Origin of the sequence: Alteromonas sp. 07-89-2 (genome assembly GCF_013113925.1) — a bacterium.
GTDB lineage: Bacteria > Pseudomonadota > Gammaproteobacteria > Enterobacterales > Alteromonadaceae > Alteromonas > Alteromonas macleodii.
Genome location: NZ_VTYM01000006.1, coordinates 64,811 through 82,548, shown reverse-complemented (window position 1 = coordinate 82,548; position 17,738 = coordinate 64,811). Strand labels below are relative to the sequence as shown.

18 protein-coding genes and 1 pseudogene are annotated in these 17,738 nt (G+C 45.3%); 18 read left to right on the top strand and 1 reads right to left on the bottom strand.

Going from position 1 to position 17,738, the window contains the following annotated elements:
- Nucleotides 1-3: 3 nt before the first annotated feature.
- Nucleotides 4-558, bottom strand: a pseudogene (locus tag F0261_RS20195) (N-6 DNA methylase); the annotation flags it as partial.
- Nucleotides 559-1,029: 471 nt separating this feature from the next.
- Between F0261_RS20195 and mioC the strand changes: the two are divergent.
- The 18 genes from mioC (at nt 1,030) to F0261_RS06165 (ending at nt 17,732) form a co-directional block, all read left to right on the top strand.
- Nucleotides 1,030-1,467, top strand: coding sequence for an FMN-binding protein MioC (gene mioC, locus F0261_RS06250; RefSeq protein WP_171337483.1), 438 nt, complete (start codon nt 1,030-1,032; stop codon nt 1,465-1,467).
- A 27-nt stretch (nt 1,468-1,494) separates the two neighbouring features.
- Entirely contained in the window at nt 1,495-2,163 is a 669-nt protein-coding gene (locus tag F0261_RS06245; RefSeq protein WP_039234413.1) for a DnaT-like ssDNA-binding domain-containing protein, read from the top strand.
- A 6-nt stretch (nt 2,164-2,169) separates the two neighbouring features.
- Nucleotides 2,170-2,997, top strand: coding sequence for an ATP-binding protein (locus F0261_RS06240; protein ID WP_171337482.1), 828 nt, complete (start codon nt 2,170-2,172; stop codon nt 2,995-2,997).
- Between the two features lie 895 nt (nt 2,998-3,892).
- Nucleotides 3,893-5,794: a tRNA uridine-5-carboxymethylaminomethyl(34) synthesis enzyme MnmG gene (gene mnmG, locus F0261_RS06235; protein WP_039228881.1), complete on the top strand. Its 1,902-nt coding sequence runs from the start codon at nt 3,893-3,895 to the stop codon at nt 5,792-5,794.
- 318 nt (nt 5,795-6,112) lie between these two features.
- The gene (gene rsmG / locus F0261_RS06230; protein WP_171337481.1) at nt 6,113-6,748 is read left to right on the top strand and encodes a 16S rRNA (guanine(527)-N(7))-methyltransferase RsmG; all 636 of its coding nucleotides are present in this window, start codon (nt 6,113-6,115) and stop codon (nt 6,746-6,748) included.
- 35 nt (nt 6,749-6,783) lie between these two features.
- Complete coding sequence (locus tag F0261_RS06225) at nt 6,784-7,578, top strand: ParA family protein (protein ID WP_014951455.1); 795 nt, start codon at nt 6,784-6,786, stop codon at nt 7,576-7,578.
- A 45-nt stretch (nt 7,579-7,623) separates the two neighbouring features.
- Nucleotides 7,624-8,502 carry a ParB/RepB/Spo0J family partition protein gene (locus F0261_RS06220; protein WP_015000147.1) on the top strand — a complete coding sequence of 293 codons (879 nt, stop codon included), beginning with the start codon at nt 7,624-7,626 and terminating at the stop codon, nt 8,500-8,502.
- 206 nt (nt 8,503-8,708) lie between these two features.
- Complete coding sequence (locus F0261_RS06215) at nt 8,709-9,095, top strand: ATP synthase subunit I (RefSeq protein ID WP_075177315.1); 387 nt, start codon at nt 8,709-8,711, stop codon at nt 9,093-9,095.
- 101 nt (nt 9,096-9,196) lie between these two features.
- On the top strand, nt 9,197-10,030 hold the full coding sequence (gene atpB / locus F0261_RS06210; RefSeq protein ID WP_075177145.1) for a F0F1 ATP synthase subunit A: 834 nt from the start codon (nt 9,197-9,199) through the stop codon (nt 10,028-10,030).
- A gap of 99 nt (nt 10,031-10,129) precedes the next feature.
- Nucleotides 10,130-10,360, top strand: coding sequence for a F0F1 ATP synthase subunit C (gene atpE / locus F0261_RS06205; RefSeq protein ID WP_075177146.1), 231 nt, complete (start codon nt 10,130-10,132; stop codon nt 10,358-10,360).
- Nucleotides 10,361-10,397: 37 nt separating this feature from the next.
- Complete coding sequence (gene atpF, locus F0261_RS06200) at nt 10,398-10,868, top strand: F0F1 ATP synthase subunit B (protein ID WP_075177147.1); 471 nt, start codon at nt 10,398-10,400, stop codon at nt 10,866-10,868.
- A gap of 14 nt (nt 10,869-10,882) precedes the next feature.
- Nucleotides 10,883-11,416: a F0F1 ATP synthase subunit delta gene (gene atpH, locus F0261_RS06195; protein WP_015000145.1), complete on the top strand. Its 534-nt coding sequence runs from the start codon at nt 10,883-10,885 to the stop codon at nt 11,414-11,416.
- A gap of 13 nt (nt 11,417-11,429) precedes the next feature.
- On the top strand, nt 11,430-12,971 hold the full coding sequence (atpA, locus tag F0261_RS06190; RefSeq protein WP_014951450.1) for a F0F1 ATP synthase subunit alpha: 1,542 nt from the start codon (nt 11,430-11,432) through the stop codon (nt 12,969-12,971).
- 58 nt (nt 12,972-13,029) lie between these two features.
- Nucleotides 13,030-13,890, top strand: a complete 861-nt coding sequence (atpG, locus tag F0261_RS06185) for a F0F1 ATP synthase subunit gamma (RefSeq protein ID WP_171337480.1) — start codon at nt 13,030-13,032, stop codon at nt 13,888-13,890.
- 33 nt (nt 13,891-13,923) lie between these two features.
- Nucleotides 13,924-15,309: a F0F1 ATP synthase subunit beta gene (gene atpD / locus F0261_RS06180; protein ID WP_014951449.1), complete on the top strand. Its 1,386-nt coding sequence runs from the start codon at nt 13,924-13,926 to the stop codon at nt 15,307-15,309.
- Between the two features lie 60 nt (nt 15,310-15,369).
- On the top strand, nt 15,370-15,783 hold the full coding sequence (locus tag F0261_RS06175) for a F0F1 ATP synthase subunit epsilon (RefSeq protein WP_171337479.1): 414 nt from the start codon (nt 15,370-15,372) through the stop codon (nt 15,781-15,783).
- A 199-nt stretch (nt 15,784-15,982) separates the two neighbouring features.
- Entirely contained in the window at nt 15,983-16,969 is a 987-nt protein-coding gene (locus F0261_RS06170; RefSeq protein WP_171337478.1) for a hypothetical protein, read from the top strand.
- Nucleotides 16,970-17,132: 163 nt separating this feature from the next.
- The gene (locus F0261_RS06165) at nt 17,133-17,732 is read left to right on the top strand and encodes a glutathione S-transferase family protein (protein WP_039228873.1); all 600 of its coding nucleotides are present in this window, start codon (nt 17,133-17,135) and stop codon (nt 17,730-17,732) included.
- Nucleotides 17,733-17,738 lie beyond the last annotated feature (6 nt).

Here is a 17,738-nt window from a genome sequence, read left to right as displayed (position 1 = left end):
GTCAGCTTCATTTATCAGATGATGGCGGACATAGGGTGGGTTCCCGATAAACAGCGTTTTTCCTTTGATCCGTGGAAGTTCGGCCTGACGATAGTCACCAACTATAATTGTTGCCCGCTTCGCAAGGCCCAATACAGTTAGGTTTGCTCGAAGCAACATTGCAGCCAGAGGATCAAACTCAATCCCGATAAGCTTGGCTTTTGGAAAGAGTCGCGCCGCTGCGATGAGAAAGCGCCCCGAACCAGCCCCGGCATCCACTACCCTAGCAGGGGCTCCTTCAGCAGCGGCCCATGTTGTCATTGAGGAAATAATAGGGGCAGGGGTATACGTCGCGCCTTTCTCCCGGCGGATTTCAGACGGCCTTATTTCCGCAAAAGCTTGGCCCAGCGGATCGTCGCCCGCTTGGATAGCTGTTCGAGTAGCCTCAATAAGGCGCTCGCTTTTTGTTGGCCTGATGCCCTTTCGTGTTTCCCTCTCTTCGGACGACAACTTGGTTGTCGAACCTATAAGAGCCAAAGCTAGGCCAATCAGCTCACGCTCATTAGTAATGTTTCTCATGGTTCCTTTCGGGGTTGCTGCTTATACAACTCCCACAGCTCCTCGAAGAGTTTTCGCAGAGAAATTCCCCGGCGACCGGCTTCGGCTTTAACCTCACACGCCATCTCAGGTGAAAGGCTAATACCGATGATCCGACGCCCAGGGCGCTTACTTTTTGATTTATTTGTAGTATCCATAACATAAGAGTCGACTAGTCGACAAAAAATGTCAAGTAAATATTTCTGTTGGGTGAGTCGTGGGATCAAGGTAAAGTTAAGGAAACGCTAAATCAGTAGGTTACGAGGTTCCTTGGTCATTCTTGATCCATATTTACTCCCTATAAACCGTAACATATTGAAAATACTAGAAACTTCACATTCTGTATTGGTAAGTAGCGCAACCAATAAAGTTACAAGTAAGATGGTGAATAACGTAACGGATAAGCCGTACTTACGTTGAGACGACAATCGTAAATAGAGAAGCAACCTAATAATGAGCAAGCATTTTGAAATCATCGTTGGCACCATGTTAGGCGCCGCAGAATACGTGGCAGATGCCATTGCGGAAAAACTTGATGCGAGCGGGCACACCCACACTATTCACGCTGAACCAAATTTAGATGAGATTAAAACAGAATCAACGTGGATCGTGTGTACATCAACACACGGTGCTGGCGAATTACCTGACAACATCCAGCCGTTCGCAAAACAGCTAGAGGGCGCGGATTTAAGCGCAGTAAATGCCTACGTTATTGGGCTAGGTGACACCAGTTACGACACCTTTTGTTTCGGCGCAAAAGAAATGGAAAAGTATATTAAAAACGCAGGTGGCACGTTAATTACCGACGCGCTATACATCGATGTGCTGGAACACCCTATCCCTGAAGAGGCCGCCGTAGAATGGTTTGACGAAAAGCTGGCCAATGCTTAACAAGCGTTTTTACGTGGAACCAATGCGATGAACAGCAACCTTACCCAAGCTGAACTGGCGGCGTTGCAATCTCCCCTTTCTAACGATTGCCGGGTACTGTATTTACTTGGCCTTCGAACAGGTGCAAATGCGGCAACGACATCGTCCGCCCCTATTGATTATAAGCAATTATTAAATTTGCTAAACGGCGACAGCAAAGACGAACCTTATCAACGCGGTCGTCAAATCAATAGCTTGGTTAAGCAGCTTGAACAAGTGGGTTTGGTTGCCCTGCCCCTTGAACTTGATCTTGAGCACACAATCAACGGGAAAACCCTACTTCTTCCGCTTCTAAGCGAGCCACAATCGGACTTCGACCAACTACATGCCCGTCATAGCGCCATGACCCCTAATTGGACGCCCAATAAAGCGTTGTTTGAAGAAATGGCCTCGCTACTTGGTATTATCGATAAAACATTTGATGACAACGAGGTGGGTGAATTCATTGCCTATTGGTTAGGAAGACCAAGTTCAGTGTTTAGCGAATTCCAATGGACACAAAAGTTTGCCAACAATATCAAGCGCAAGCGTCTCGCTTCAGGCTACGCCCCAACAAAGGTGGTGGGAACGCAACAAGTGAAAGTTGCAGCCGGCATAGAAGCAGATGATAATGCTAGAAAGCTGGTGGAAAAGTATGCCGCAACTAAGAAGAGTTAATTCGTTATGGATCGTATAACCGACAAAATTGCTAATTTAGCGAGAGCGCTCAACAAAGACGTCGATCCCAATCGTGAATACATCGACTATAAAACGCTGCGTAAGCAGTACGAGGCGAAAGCGAACGAAGAAGTATCACAACTACAGCAGCGTAGTAAAAAAGCGCGTGTAGAGGCTATTCATGGCCGTTCTGATCTGAATCCCAAATGGACCTTCGCCAACTTAGTTGAAGACAGTGACGATGTGATTGAAGCCGTATCGATAGCTCAGTCTTTTATTGCAGCCCATGACGACCCTGCATGGCGTCAAAGCGGCTCGCATATGATGCTGTTTTACGGCGATTACGGTCGTGGTAAATCACATATTGCCGGTGCTATTGCCCATCAACTTATAGAGCAGTACGAAATTTCAGTGCTTTATCGTCAACTGTCTACACTGCTTGAAATGCGCAATTTCTCGTTTGATTTTGGGGCTTCAGACAACGCGGGACAGCGCTTCAGGGAGATCAATCAGGAACTGCTAGATGTTGATCTGCTTATTCTTGATGAGGTGTGTGTAAACGAAAGCGTGTTAAAGAAAAATGCGCAGAGCTGGTTTGGTAACCTGCTAAGACAGCGCTTAGTAAACAAGAAAAACTGTATTTTGATCACCAATCACAATTTAGCCGAACTTGAAAATGCCCTTGGCCCCTATTGTTTTGAGTCGATTAAAGAATACGATACTTATAAGGTTAGGTTCCAAGGCCCAAGCCGCCGAGAAGGCTTAACCATTGAACAAGAAGACATGGAAGGCTCTGTTTCACAGCCACGCTATCAACCCAACCAGGTGCGCTAATAGCACCTGGTTTCCTCTCTCTCGAAACCTAGCCCTTACTCTGCTAGGTCTTTTCCTTCATTAAACCTTATTGCATATTCCTGTTGTGCCAGGTAATAGCGAATCACTTAGCCTATTGATCACGCTTTTACCAAAACAATACGGTTTTAATTCATAGATACACTCAACGATCTCCTTCATTTAAACAAATAACCATTCTTACAGACCGACTTCTTCCTTGTAAAAGTGACTGAATTTTGGTCATCTCCTATGTTTTTCTCCTGAAAAATGGGCTGTTTTGAAAAAATAATCTTGTCGTTCTTAAAAACGTGCACTTTTTTTGAAGGTGTTGAAAAATGCGATCACGCGATCTAATCACAGCTTTTGGAAAAGATCTCCTCCACAATGTGATCACGCTATAACACACGTATCTACACGATCTTTTGATCGCGATACATAAATAGCAAACATTTTATCCCCAATTGGATCACATCTTGATCACCCCTGTGGATAGGATCCTACAAACCACTGTGCATAAGCTTTGATCGAAAAAAGAATAACTTTTTAAACGATTCGGGGTGTGGATAAAAAGGCCATTTATACACAAGTTTGAGGTAGGGTTATGGATCGGGGTTTCCCAATGTTATTGATCGCGTAACTTGATGATCTTTATGTGCTTTGATCGGTTACCCACAGATCTTGATGATCCTAATAAAAGTAAAAATAAACAGATCTAAAAGAGATCTTAAGATCTTATAATTCGATCACACCTTTTCAAAAACAGGTTTTGAGGAAAATTTAATCATTTTCTTTATCCAATAAGTCAGATAAAATACGCGCCCTTTTTTCAGCAGTCTCTGCGTGAAAAAAATTAGTTTTTAATCGGCTTATCGTAAGTTAATAGTGAGGTTTAACCATGTTTTATGCTGAAGCATTTGATGTCATCGTCGTAGGTGGTGGACATGCAGGTACAGAAGCGGCACTTGCAGCTGCTCGCATGGGTGCAAATACGCTGTTGCTCACTCATAATATTGAGACGATAGGCCAGATGTCGTGTAACCCTGCAATTGGTGGGATCGGTAAAGGCCATCTTGTAAAAGAGATCGATGCGTTAGGTGGTGCAATGGCACTGGCTATCGACAAAGGTGGTATTCAGTTTAGAACATTGAATTCTTCTAAAGGCCCAGCTGTTCGTGCAACGCGTGCGCAAGCGGACCGTACGCTTTACAAAAACGCTATTCGCGACATTGTTGAAAATCAAGAAAACCTAACCTTGTTCCAACAGAGCGTTGACGATCTGATTGTTGAAAACGATCAGGTATGCGGTGTTGTTACGCAAATGGGCCTGAAGTTTAAAGCCAAGTCAGTGGTACTGACAGTGGGTACTTTCCTTGGCGGAACCATTCACATTGGCCTTGAAAACTATCGCGGCGGTCGTGCCGGCGATCCACCGTCTATCGCACTTGCAGATAGACTACGTGCCCTTCCGTTTCGTGTTGACCGTTTAAAAACTGGAACACCAGCAAGACTTGATGCTCGCTCGTTAGATTTTTCTGTAATGCAGCCTCAACCTGGTGACAATCCTACGCCGGTATTTTCGTTCATGGGTGATAGAACCATGCACCCTACCCAGATCCCGTGCTATATCACCCACACTAACGAAAAAACCCACGATATCATTCGCGGGGGATTAGATCGCTCACCCATGTTTACAGGGGTTATCGAAGGTATCGGACCGCGCTATTGCCCAAGTATCGAAGATAAGATCACCCGTTTTGCAGACAAGACATCGCATCAAATTTTTGTTGAGCCAGAAGGTTTAAACAGCATTGAAGTTTATCCAAATGGTATTTCAACCAGTTTGCCATTTGACGTACAGATGAACCTTGTCCGCTCGATCAAAGGTTTTGAAAATGCGCACATTGTTCGCCCGGGTTATGCGATTGAATACGATTTCTTTGATCCACGCGATCTGAAACAAACACTGGAAACGAAGTTTATTCGAGGTTTGTTCTTTGCTGGCCAAATTAACGGTACCACTGGCTATGAAGAAGCGGGTGCGCAAGGGTTAGTAGCAGGCGCAAACGCAGCGCTACAAGTTCAAGAAAAAGACCCGATGATTTTACGCCGCGATCAAGCATACATGGGCGTACTTATCGACGACTTAGCCACCATGGGTACGAAAGAGCCGTACCGCATGTTCACTAGCCGTGCTGAATACAGACTACTGCTTCGTGAAGACAATGCCGATAGCCGTTTAACCGCGATGGGCCGAGAGATTGGTCTTGTTGATGATGCGCGCTGGGCGAAATTTAACGACAAGATGGAAGCGGTAGAAAGTGAGCTGCAGCGTCTACGCGGTCAGTGGATCCACCCTGATCACGCGGCAACGCCGGAACTCAATACCATGCTGAAAAATCCTGTGAGTCGTGAGCATTCTCTTGAAGAGCTGATCCGTCGACCTGAAATGACTTACGGTCAGTTAATGGAAATTGAAAGTGTTGGCCCAGGTCTTGAAGATCCGATTGCAGCAGAGCAAGTTGAAATTCAAATTAAGTACGCCGGCTACATTGCCCGTCAAATGGATGAAATCGCGAAAACGCAGCGACACGAAAACACCCTGTTGCCGGTTGATATGGACTTCAGCAAGATTTCCGGCTTGTCGAACGAGGTTGTAGCCAAGTTAACCGAAGCCAGACCGGAAACTATCGGTAAAGCATCGCGTATTTCGGGCATTACCCCAGCGGCCATCTCTTTACTGCTGGTTTACCTTAAAAAACACGGCATGTTGCGCAAGCAAGAGAAAATCAGTGCGTAAAACACGCGCTTAACTCAACACATTACGCGCAGCGCTTAGTTTTTCCTATTTATTCGCGTATTATGATAATCATAATTGCCTAAACTATGCGAAAACTAGAAAAACTCGGCGCTTTTCACACTGTCCCATTGCACCAATTTACATTCGTTGTGCGGCTTTGATTAACCCACGTGCCTTTTTCAAGCGCACTTGTATCGAGCATGAAGAGCTGCAATAACAAACGGCTGTAAATGAGCGGCAAATAACGATTCGCCACGCGTGTTTATGGTATGGACTGTGTAGAGCAAAAAACATTAACGCGAACAGACAGATTTTTCGATGACGATACAGCAAGAATTGCACACCATTTTGGTGTCTGGACTCGATGCCCTTTCACTAGATTTAAGTGATAAGCAACAGCAGCAGTTAGTTGACTATGTGCTGCTTATGGACAAATGGAATAAGGCGTACAACCTGACTTCTGTGCGCGATCCCAAGCAAATGATGGTGAAACACATTCTAGATTCGCTGGCGATTGTGCCCTTTCTTGATGGTAACAATATCATTGATGTCGGAACGGGCCCTGGCCTTCCAGGTATGCCGTTGGCAATCGTGTTTCCAGATAAATCATTCACATTGCTTGACTCATTAGGCAAGCGTGTACGGTTTATGACCCAATGTGTGCACACGCTTGGATTAACAAACGTTACTCCTGTGCAAAGCCGTGTTGAAGAGCACAATGGCGATTCGCCTTACGATATTGTGCTAAGCCGAGCTTTCGCTTCGCTAAAAGATATGTTGCACTGGTGTCAGCATCTGGTAGATTCAGAAGGTCAATTTTTGGCGCTTAAAGGTCAGTTTCCACAAGATGAGATAGACGAAGTGAGTGATCACTTCCATGTGAGCAAAACGGAAAACCTCACTGTGCCAAATTTGGTAGGCGAACGACATCTGGTTTGGCTAAAAAAGAAATAGCCGAAAAATAGAAATAGACGAGAACAGGATCAAACGTGGCTAAGGTAATCGCGATCGCGAATCAAAAAGGTGGTGTTGGAAAGACAACCACTGCAGTTAACGTGGCAGCGTCAATGGCAGCAACCAAACGTAAGGTGTTGCTGATTGATCTCGATCCACAAGGTAATGCGACCATGGGGAGCGGCGTTGATAAATACGACGTTGAATCTACGGCATTTGAATTGTTGATTGAAGAAAAGCCAATTAACGATGTTATCGTTAAAGCGACAAGCGGCAAGTATGACCTCATCGCGGCGAACGGTGACGTAACCGCGGCAGAAATTAAGCTGATGGAAATGTTTGCCCGTGAAGTAAGGCTTCGCAACGCGCTGAAGCCCGTTATGGATTACTACGATTTTGTCTTTATCGACTGCCCGCCTTCGCTAAACCAGTTAACGGTGAACGCCCTGGCGGCTGCCGATTCGGTAATGGTGCCTATGCAGTGCGAATATTATGCGCTAGAAGGCCTTACTGCCCTGATGGATACCATTCAAAAGTTGGCGTCCGTGGTGAATCCAGAATTGAAGATTGAAGGCGTATTGCGTACTATGTACGACCCGCGCAATCGCCTTGCTAACGACGTTTCAGAACAGTTGAAGCGCCATTTTGGTGAACAGGTTTATCGCACGGTTATTCCGCGCAATGTTCGTCTAGCTGAAGCACCAAGCTTCGGTACGCCAGCGATGTACTATGATAAGTCATCGACAGGCGCTAAAGCCTACCTGGCACTGGCGGGTGAAATACTGCGTCGTAGGGACAAAACAACGCCTGCACAGGCAAAAGCAAGTTAAACGACAATAAGCTGAACACTATCAGCACATGCCATAGAGGACACTATGTCAGCACGTAAAAGAGGCCTTGGCCGCGGTTTAGATGCGCTACTCGCAACCAGCCAATCATCTGCTCAAAAAGAACAAGATGCCGCCGAGGTAAATTCAACCAACGGTGAGTTAAGCAAGCTCCCTATTGAATACTTAGTGCCGGGCAAGTATCAGCCTCGAAAAGACATGTCACCTGAGGCATTAGAAGAATTGGCATCGTCCATTCGCGCGCAAGGTATCATTCAGCCTATCGTAGTGAGAAAAGTCGACGAGCACCGCTATGAAATCATTGCTGGTGAACGTCGCTGGCGAGCTTCACAACTGGCACAGCTAGACGAAGTGCCTTGTTTGGTTAAGAACGTGCCTGACGAAGCGGCAGTGGCCATTGCGCTTATCGAAAATATCCAGCGTGAAGATTTAAATGCCATGGAAGAGGCGCAAGCCCTCGACCGTTTAATGAATGAGTTCGCGCTTACCCATCAAGAAGTGGCCGAAGCGGTGGGCAAATCACGCACCACAGTGACAAACTTACTTCGCCTGAATAATTTGAACGACGACGTGAAACTGTTAGTCGAGCATGGCGATATTGAAATGGGTCACGCTAGAGCGCTGTTAGCGCTAGAAGGTGAAACCCAGTCGGAAACGGCGCAAGTAGTATCGGGCAAAGGTCTTACCGTGCGCGATACAGAAAAGCTTGTTAAAAAGCTTTTGGAGCCAGCTAAACCTAAGCCTGAGAAGAAAGTTGATCCCGATGTGCAAAACCTTATGACACGACTTTCAGAAAATTTAGGCACTCCTGTGAGTATTGACCACAATGCGAAAGGCAAAGGCAAGCTGACGATTAGCTTTAGCGACCTTGAACAATTAGATGGAATTATCTCTAAAATTCAATAGTTTAAAATAAAATTAGTAGAGAAACTCCCTTTGCCAACCCGCAATTGATACGCTGTTCGGTGTAAACACCGGACACTCTCCTTTCCGGTTATAGCAATAGAAAATTTTCAGAATAACTTTCAAAAAGCGTTGTACTGTTGAAAATTGTCGGTAAAACAGTATACTTCTGACGCTTTTTGTAAGACGTGAACAAGCTGCGAGTAAAAGTGACGAACAAGTTAGCAAAACGCGGGTTAGACCTCGCCAAGAAAGGGCTACTTTTTCAGGCTATTACAGCCCTAGTCGTTACCGCTTTCGCAGGCGCCGCAGGAGGAAGTCATTCCGCCATGTCGGCAGCGGCAGGTGCCTTAATAAGTATACTGCCTACAATAGTGTTTGCTGGCTTTGCATTTCGCTATGCAGGCGCCAGTAAAAACGACCTTGTTGCACGAAGTTTTAGCCAAGGCTCAAAAATGAAGCTGGCACTGACAATCATTTTATTTGTAATTGCGTTTAAAGGCTTAAATGCTACGCCGCTTGAGATTTTTGCAGCGTTCGTGATTACAACCGCTAGCCATGCGCTAGCCATGTTTCACTACGGTACGAAAGAATAAAGACAACGCATGGCGTTGCGATAACGAAAACAACGTAATCGACCGATTGAGACAAAAGAACCAGTCACCAAATTTTTACACTTTACAACTTGGGTTAAACAATGGCATCTGAATACACTACCTCAGAATACATCAAGCACCACTTGACCAATGCCACCATGTGCTCAACTGACAACGGAATAGCTTTTAATAAAGCGTGTTCTGACGCTGGTTTTTGGGCATGGCATGTTGATACACTGGCATGGTCTATCGGTCTTGGTCTTCTTTTCCTAATCATCTTTAGAAGCGTTGCTTCAAAAGCGACAACCGGCGTACCTGGCAAAATGCAGGCATTCGTTGAGCTAATCGTTGAGTTTGTCGATGATAACGTGAAGAGCACTTTCCACGGTAAGAGCGCACTTATTGCGCCATTAGCACTGACTATCTTTGTATGGGTATTGCTAATGAACCTTATGGACCTTATCCCTGTTGACGTGCTGCCTACTATCGCAGGCCTAATTGGTTCTTCAGCGTTTGGTATGGATCCACACGACGTATACATGAAGGCAGTTCCAACTACTGACCTTAACCTTACGTTTGCACTAGCGGCGGGTGTATTCATCCTAATTCTTTACTATTCAATCAAGATGAAAGGCATTGGTGGCTTTACTAAAGAGCTTACTATGCAGCCTTTTGGTCACCCGCTTTTCATTCCGGTGAACTTTATTCTTGAAACCGTTACTTTGCTTGCGCGTCCGCTTTCACTAGCGCTGCGTTTGTTCGGTAACTTGTATGCCAGTGAGCTAATCTTCATTTTGATTGCTACAATTGGTTATTTCCAGCTTCCACTGCACTTCATGTGGGCTGTGTTCCATATTCTGGTACTTCCGCTTCAGGCGTTTATTTTCATGATGCTAACCATCGTGTACTTAAGCCTAGCGGCAGAAGACCACTAAGAATTAACGGGTACCGGGAATAGGTTTGCCGGTACCGTTTTTAACCGAGTTTTATTTTAAACATTAACCTTAACTAAACTTTAAATCGGAGATTTAAACATGCTTGCAATCGCAGTTGCTATCCTAATTGGTATGGGTGCTCTTGGTACCGCTATCGGCTTCGGTCTTCTAGGTGGTAAATTCCTAGAGTCTGCTGCTCGTCAACCAGAACTTGCACCACAACTACAAGTTAAAATGTTCATCGTAGCGGGTCTTATCGACGCCATCGCGATGATCGGTGTTGGTATCGCACTATTCCTATTGTTCGCTCCACCTCAGTACCTACTTTAATTCATACTCTAGCGAACTTTTATGAGGAGAGGCGATAGTGAATATTAACGCCACTTTTATTGGTCAATTAATCGCTTTCGCTGTGTTCGTGGTGTTCTGCATGAAATATGTATGGCCTCCACTAATGGCAGCGATTGAAGAACGTCAGAAGAAAATTGCCGATGGGCTTGAAGCTTCTGAACGTGCAGAGAAAGACCTAGAGCTAGCTCAAGCGAAAGCAACAGAGCAGCTTAAAGATGCGAAAGCGCAAGCAGCTGAAATTATCGAGCAGGCCAAAAAGCGCGCCAACCAATTGGTTGACGAAGAAACGCAAAAAGGCCATGCGGAACGCGAGAAGATTATCGCTTCTGGTTATGCCGAAATTGAAGCTGAACGCAATCGTGCCAAAGAAGATTTGCGTAAGCAGGTTTCTGCACTTGCAGTAGCTGGCGCACAGCAAATCTTACAACGTGAAATCGATGCAAACGCGCAAAACGACATTGTTGAAAAACTTGTCGCTGAGCTTTAATAGGGAGATGAGCCATGTCTGAATTGACAACCGTTGCTCGTCCTTATGCTAAAGCTGCTTTCGATTTTGCTGTCGAGAAAGACGCCGTTGCAAAATGGCAAGAAATGCTAGCCTTTGCAGGCGCTGTAGCAGCGAACGATGACATGCACCAGCTTTTGTCTGGTGCGGTTGCCGCTGACACGCTTGCCGACATTTTTAACAATGTTTGTGGTGAGCAACTCGACGAACACGGCCAAAACCTAGTAAAGGTTTTGGCTGAAAATAAACGTTTAGCCGCGTTGCCTGAAATTTCTACTTTGTTTGATGCATTTAAAGCAGATTACGACAAAGAAATAGAAGTGGACGTAACCTCAGCAACTACGCTGACCGATGCACAACAAAATGAGTTGGTTGCATCTTTGGAAAAACGTTTGGCACGTAAAGTGAAGCTTAATTGTAACGTGGACCCTGCCCTGATCGCTGGAATGGTTATTAATGCCGGCGATACAGTTATTGATGGTTCCGTAAAGTCGAAATTGAACCGTCTAGCAGACGCGTTGCAAGCATAACGGGGATAAGAGCATGCAACTTAATTCCACTGAAATTGCTGAACTGATCAAGAAAAGAATTGAACAGTTCAATGTAAGCAGTGAAGCACGTAATGAAGGTACTATCGTCGCAGTAACAGACGGTATTATCCGCATTCATGGCCTTGCCGATGTAATGCAAGGTGAAATGATCGAGCTTCCTGGAAGCCGTTACGCAATTGCACTAAACCTTGAGCGAGACTCTGTAGGTGCAGTTGTTATGGGTCCTTATGCGGACCTTAAAGAAGGCGATAAAGTACAATCTACTGGTCGTATTCTTGAAGTACCAGTAGGTAACGCACTACTAGGTCGTGTTGTAAACACACTAGGTGAGCCTATCGATGGTAAAGGCGCAATCGATGCAGCTGGTTTCGAACCAGTTGAAAAAATTGCACCTGGCGTAATCGAGCGTCAATCGGTAGACCAGCCAGTACAAACTGGTTATAAGTCAGTTGATGCCATGATCCCAGTAGGTCGTGGTCAGCGTGAGCTTATCATCGGTGACCGTCAGTGTGGTAAAACAGCAATGGCTGTTGACGCTATCATCAACCAAAAAGGTACAGGCATTAAATGTGTGTACGTAGCGGTTGGTCAGAAAGCATCTACTATCGCTAACGTAGTACGTAAACTAGAAGAGCACGGTGCACTTGACCACACTATCGTGGTTGCAGCATCTGCATCTGAGTCTGCTGCGCTTCAATACCTAGCGCCTTACTCTGGTTGTACTATGGGTGAATTCTTCCGTGACCGCGGTGAAGACGCGCTAATCGTATATGATGATTTGTCTAAGCAAGCTGTTGCTTACCGTCAAATCTCATTACTACTTAAGCGTCCACCAGGCCGTGAAGCTTACCCAGGTGACGTATTCTACCTTCACTCACGTCTACTAGAACGTGCTGCACGTGTAAACGAACAATACGTTGAGCGTTACACAAACGGCGAAGTGAAAGGTAAGACAGGTTCACTAACTGCGCTTCCAATTATCGAAACGCAAGCTGGTGACGTATCTGCATTCGTACCAACTAACGTAATCTCAATTACCGACGGTCAGATCTTCCTAGAAACTGACTTGTTTAACGCAGGTATCCGTCCAGCGGTTAACGCTGGTATCTCGGTATCTCGTGTTGGTGGTGCTGCACAGACTAAAATCATCAAGAAGTTGGGTGGCGGTATCCGTCTAGCCCTAGCTCAGTATCGTGAACTTGCGGCGTTCTCGCAGTTTGCTTCTGACCTTGATGACGCAACTCGTGAGCAACTTGAGCACGGTGAGCGCGTAACTGAGCTAATGAAGCAGAAGCAGTACGCACCACTTTCAATTGCTGATATGGGTGTATCTCTGTTCGCGGTAGAAAAAGGTTTCCTTAAGGGTATCGAGCTTAACAAAATCCTAGATTTTGAAGCCGCTCTTCACTCTTACATGAACAGCGAACACGCTGACCTTATGAAGACTATCAACGAATCAGGTAACTACAACGACGAGATTGCCTCTAAGTTGAACGACGCTTTAACAAACTTTAAAGCGACACAAACTTGGTAATCAATGGTGCTGGTGTTTAACCACCAGCGCAATTCGTTGAGTAATCGGAGAGATAGTCATGGCCAGCGGTAAAGAAATAAAAGGTAAGATTGGGAGTATCAAAAATACTCAGAAGATTACCAGTGCGATGGAAATGGTTGCTGCGTCTAAAATGAAAAAGGCGCAGGAACGCATGGCTTCTGGCCGTCCATATGCACAAAATATGCTTAAAGTGATTGGTCACATTGCAAACGGTAACCTTGAATATCGCCATCCTTATTTGGAAGAGCGTGAAGTCAAGCGCGTCGGTTACATTGTGATTTCCACTGACCGAGGCTTATGTGGTGGCTTGAACACCAATGAATTTAAGCTCGTCACTCAAGACGTCAAAAAATGGCGTGAACAGGGTGTAGAAGTGGATTTCGCTGCATTAGGTTCTAAGGCGTGCAGTTTCTTCAACCGCTTTGGTGGCAAGTTGCTTGCTGCTGAATCTGGTTTAGGTGACAAACCGTCTGTGAGCGATGTAGTGGGTGTTGTACGCGTTATGCTTAAAGCGTACGACGAAGGAAAAATTGACCGAGTATTCTTGGTATTCAATGACTTCGTTAACACCATGACACAGAAACCTGTGATCAATCAGTTATTGCCTTTGCCAAAGTCAGAAGACGAAGAATATCAACATCGTTGGGACTACATCTACGAGCCAGATCCAAAAGAAATTTTGGAAGCACTAATGGTTCGTTACATTGAGTCTCAGGTGTATCAGGGTGTTGTAGAAAACGCGGCGTCAGAACAAGCTGCGCGAATGGTTGCCATGAAGGCAGCAACCGACAACGCCGGTAACCTCATTGATGAGTTACAACTGGTATATAACAAAGCGCGTCAGGCTGCAATCACACAAGAAATCAGTGAGATTGTGAGCGGTGCCGCAGCGGTGTAGGCAAAGGTTTAAAAGAGATAACGAGGACAAATTATGAGTCAAGGTAAGGTCGTCCAAATCATTGGCGCCGTTGTGGATATTGAATTTCCACAAGATGCGGTACCAAGAGTTTATGACGCACTACGAGTTACCGAAGGTGACTTGTCAGGTCTAACCCTGGAAGTGCAACAGCAATTAGGTGGTGGTGTTGTTCGTGGCATCGCACTAGGTACTACTGACGGACTAAAACGTGGTCTTGCAGTAGAAAATACCGGTAACCCAATCATGGTTCCAGTTGGTACGAAGACACTTGGTCGTATCATGGACGTATTGGGTAACCCAATCGACGAAGCAGGCCCAATTGGTGAAGAAGAGCGTATGTCTATTCACCGTGAAGCACCTAGCTACGAAGATCAGTCTAGCTCGGTAGAACTACTAGAAACTGGTATCAAAGTAATCGACTTGGTTTGTCCATTCGCTAAGGGTGGTAAAGTTGGTCTATTCGGTGGTGCGGGTGTAGGTAAAACCGTAAACATGATGGAACTTATCCGTAACATCGCAATCGAGCACAGCGGTTTCTCAGTATTCGCTGGTGTTGGTGAGCGTACGCGTGAGGGTAACGACTTCTATCACGAAATGAACGAATCAAACGTACTTGATAAGGTATCGCTTGTATACGGTCAGATGAACGAGCCACCGGGTAACCGTCTACGTGTTGCACTAACCGGTCTAACTATGGCTGAGAAGTTCCGTGACGAAGGCCGTGACGTTCTATTCTTCGTAGATAACATCTATCGTTATACCCTAGCAGGTACTGAAGTATCAGCACTTCTAGGTCGTATGCCATCCGCGGTAGGTTACCAGCCTACTCTAGCAGAAGAGATGGGTGTACTTCAGGAACGTATTACGTCAACGAAGACAGGTTCAATCACTTCAATCCAAGCGGTATACGTACCTGCGGATGACTTGACTGACCCATCTCCAGCGACAACCTTTGCTCACTTGGATGCAACGGTAGTACTTTCTCGTGATATCGCGTCTCTTGGTATCTACCCTGCGGTAGACCCACTAGATTCAACGTCTCGTCAGCTAGACCCTCTAGTAATTGGTCAAGAGCACTATGACGTAGCACGTGGCGTACAGACTGTTCTTCAGCGCTATAAAGAGCTGAAAGACATCATCGCGATCCTAGGTATGGACGAACTATCTGAAGAAGACAAGCAAGTGGTATCACGTGCTCGTAAGATTCAGCGTTTCCTATCTCAGCCGTTCTTCGTAGCAGAAGTATTTACTGGTGCACCTGGTAAATATGTATCGCTAAAAGACACAATCAGTGGCTTCAAAGGCATTCTAGACGGTGAGTACGATCACCTTCCAGAGCAGGCCTTCTACATGGTTGGTTCTATCGAAGAAGCGCTAGAGAAAGCCAAGAAAGCATAATGACAGGGCTAGCAGTTGCTAGCCTAGCATCATGCTAACGTACCTAATCAGGAGGTTCACATGGCAATGACAGTACATTTGGACGTAGTAAGCGCGGAGAAAGCGATTTTCTCAGGTCGCGTTGAAGCGATTCAGGTGACAGGTAGCGAAGGTGAGCTGGGTATTCACCCAAGGCACGCGCCACTTATCTCTGCTATTAAACCTGGTATGGTGCGTTTGGTTAAACAGCACGGTGAAGAAGAAGTAATCTATGTTGCTGGTGGTGTACTAGAAGTACAACCTGGCAATGTTACCGTACTGGCTGATACCGCGGTTCGAGCTGAAGATCTTGACGAGCAGGCAGCAGAAGAAGCCAAACGACGTGCAGAAGAGCACATCGCCAACCCAGGCGCTGACTTTAACTACGCTGAAGCAGCTCACGAGCTTGCAGAAGCTATTGCTCAACTTCGTCTTATTCAGAAGTTACGCAAGTAAAAAGCACAGCTTTGAAAAAACCCGCCAAATGGCGGGTTTTTTATTGCCGAACGAAAAGTGGTCGTTCACATTCTCTTACGTTTATTTTTATTGCTATCGCACTACACAAAGCTTATCGTTAGAGCGTTTTAACCGATTTAAATTAAAACGTAATAGGCGCTAATTCTAGTGCCACCTTTGCCTGTAACGAATTATAGAAATGAAGCTTAACCCGTATTCCAACATGCACAAAGGTGCCTCTATTGGATTTTTTCCTCTGCTAACAACACTGATTTTACTTTCAGTGCATTATTTTACGGGTGCGTTAGATTGGCCTGAAGTGGGAAATGTACGTGCACAGCGCGACTTCAACTCTGCTATTGGTATGTCGCTTATTACAGGATACTTTTGGTTTGCGCTTCGTTTAATGCATCAAAACGTGGCTAGCACCCTTATTTCTTTGCTTGTAAAAACCAATCAGCTTAGTCAGTTTTCGGCGCATAGGCGAGAACTCGCCATTGAATTTAGACACCATATTTTCAATGCAATCATCATTTCTATTATGATCACGATTGTGTACTGCATATTCGAAGGATTGATCACGGTAAAACAAGAAATACACGTTTTATTCTTAACGGCCACAGCCGTCCCCTTTTGGTTCTTGGCCATTTTATTTTTGTTTCAGATCTCCTCCAACATTAAGTACCTAACTTCTAAAGTTTTGCCCCAAGCCGGTGGAAATATTGACCGACTTAAGTCCATCATGACGATTTTAAAATTAGGAACAACTAACAGCATATTTGCGATGGGGGCACTGGCCATCTTTCCTATCTTTTGGTTGAAAAAAGACATTCCTTCCATTGATGTACTAGTAGTGACGTTCTTCACGGGGATAGTGAGCGTTTATCTATTTTGGCCGGTAATAAAGCTTAGAAGTATGCTTGAGAAAGAGCAGAAAGCTGCTGTTCTGCACCTAGAGGAAAACATAGAAGACGGTATTAAACGATGTGCAAAGCACGAAGAATTCTCTACAGCTGCGTCAATTGAGCAACTAGAAAGCGAAAAAGAACGAGTCTTAAAAATGGGGGCGCGGGTTTTTGCCCCAAGAGATAAGGCTAGAGTGGCTGCGTGTATTGCGTTAATACCGATTTCTTGGGTTCTGTTGTTCATTGTTGAGTGGTTAATTCAACTCCCTCGCTATCATTAGTCTATTCGGGTCTGTTGTTCTTAGCCTTATCTTTTCGCAGCGGTCTATGTGGTATCTAGACAAGGCTCGCTTAATCCCTTCTCGCACTCTAACAGCTATTAATAATTGTCGTATTCACATTGCGTTGTTATGGTAAATCTTCTTAGGTCATAGAGATATCATTGTGCGAATATACGGCGACACGCGTTCAGGAAACTGTTACAAGCTCCAACTGCTTCTTTCTTTGTTAGGTAAAACCTGCGAATGGATTGATGTGGACATTATGAAAGGAGAAACACGCGCTCCTTCTTTCCTAGAAAAGACCCCTAATGGGAAAATTCCGTTGCTTGAACTAGACGACGGCAGGGTGTTGTCAGAATCCAATGCCATCATGCACTATCTAGCATCTAACACTCCTTTAATCCCCTCTTCTCCCTATAGTTTTTCGCAACTTTTACAGTGGCAGTTTTTCGAACAATATAGTCACGAGCCTTATATCGCCGTTGCTCGTTACATCAATGTTTATTTAGGGCTACCCGAGGACAGGAAAGCGGAGTACGAATCTAAACAAGCGGGTGGATATCGCGCACTAGCTGTCATGGAGCATCAACTTAAAACTACGCCGTTTTTGCTAGGTGACACGTTAACTCTTGCGGATATTTCATTGTTTGCCTATACCCACGTTGCCCACGAGGGCGGGTTTGACCTTTCCGCCTATCCTGCCATTCGAAATTGGATAAGTTTAGTCAAAGATCAAAAGGGCTTCATTCCCATGAACGCGTAACGTGCG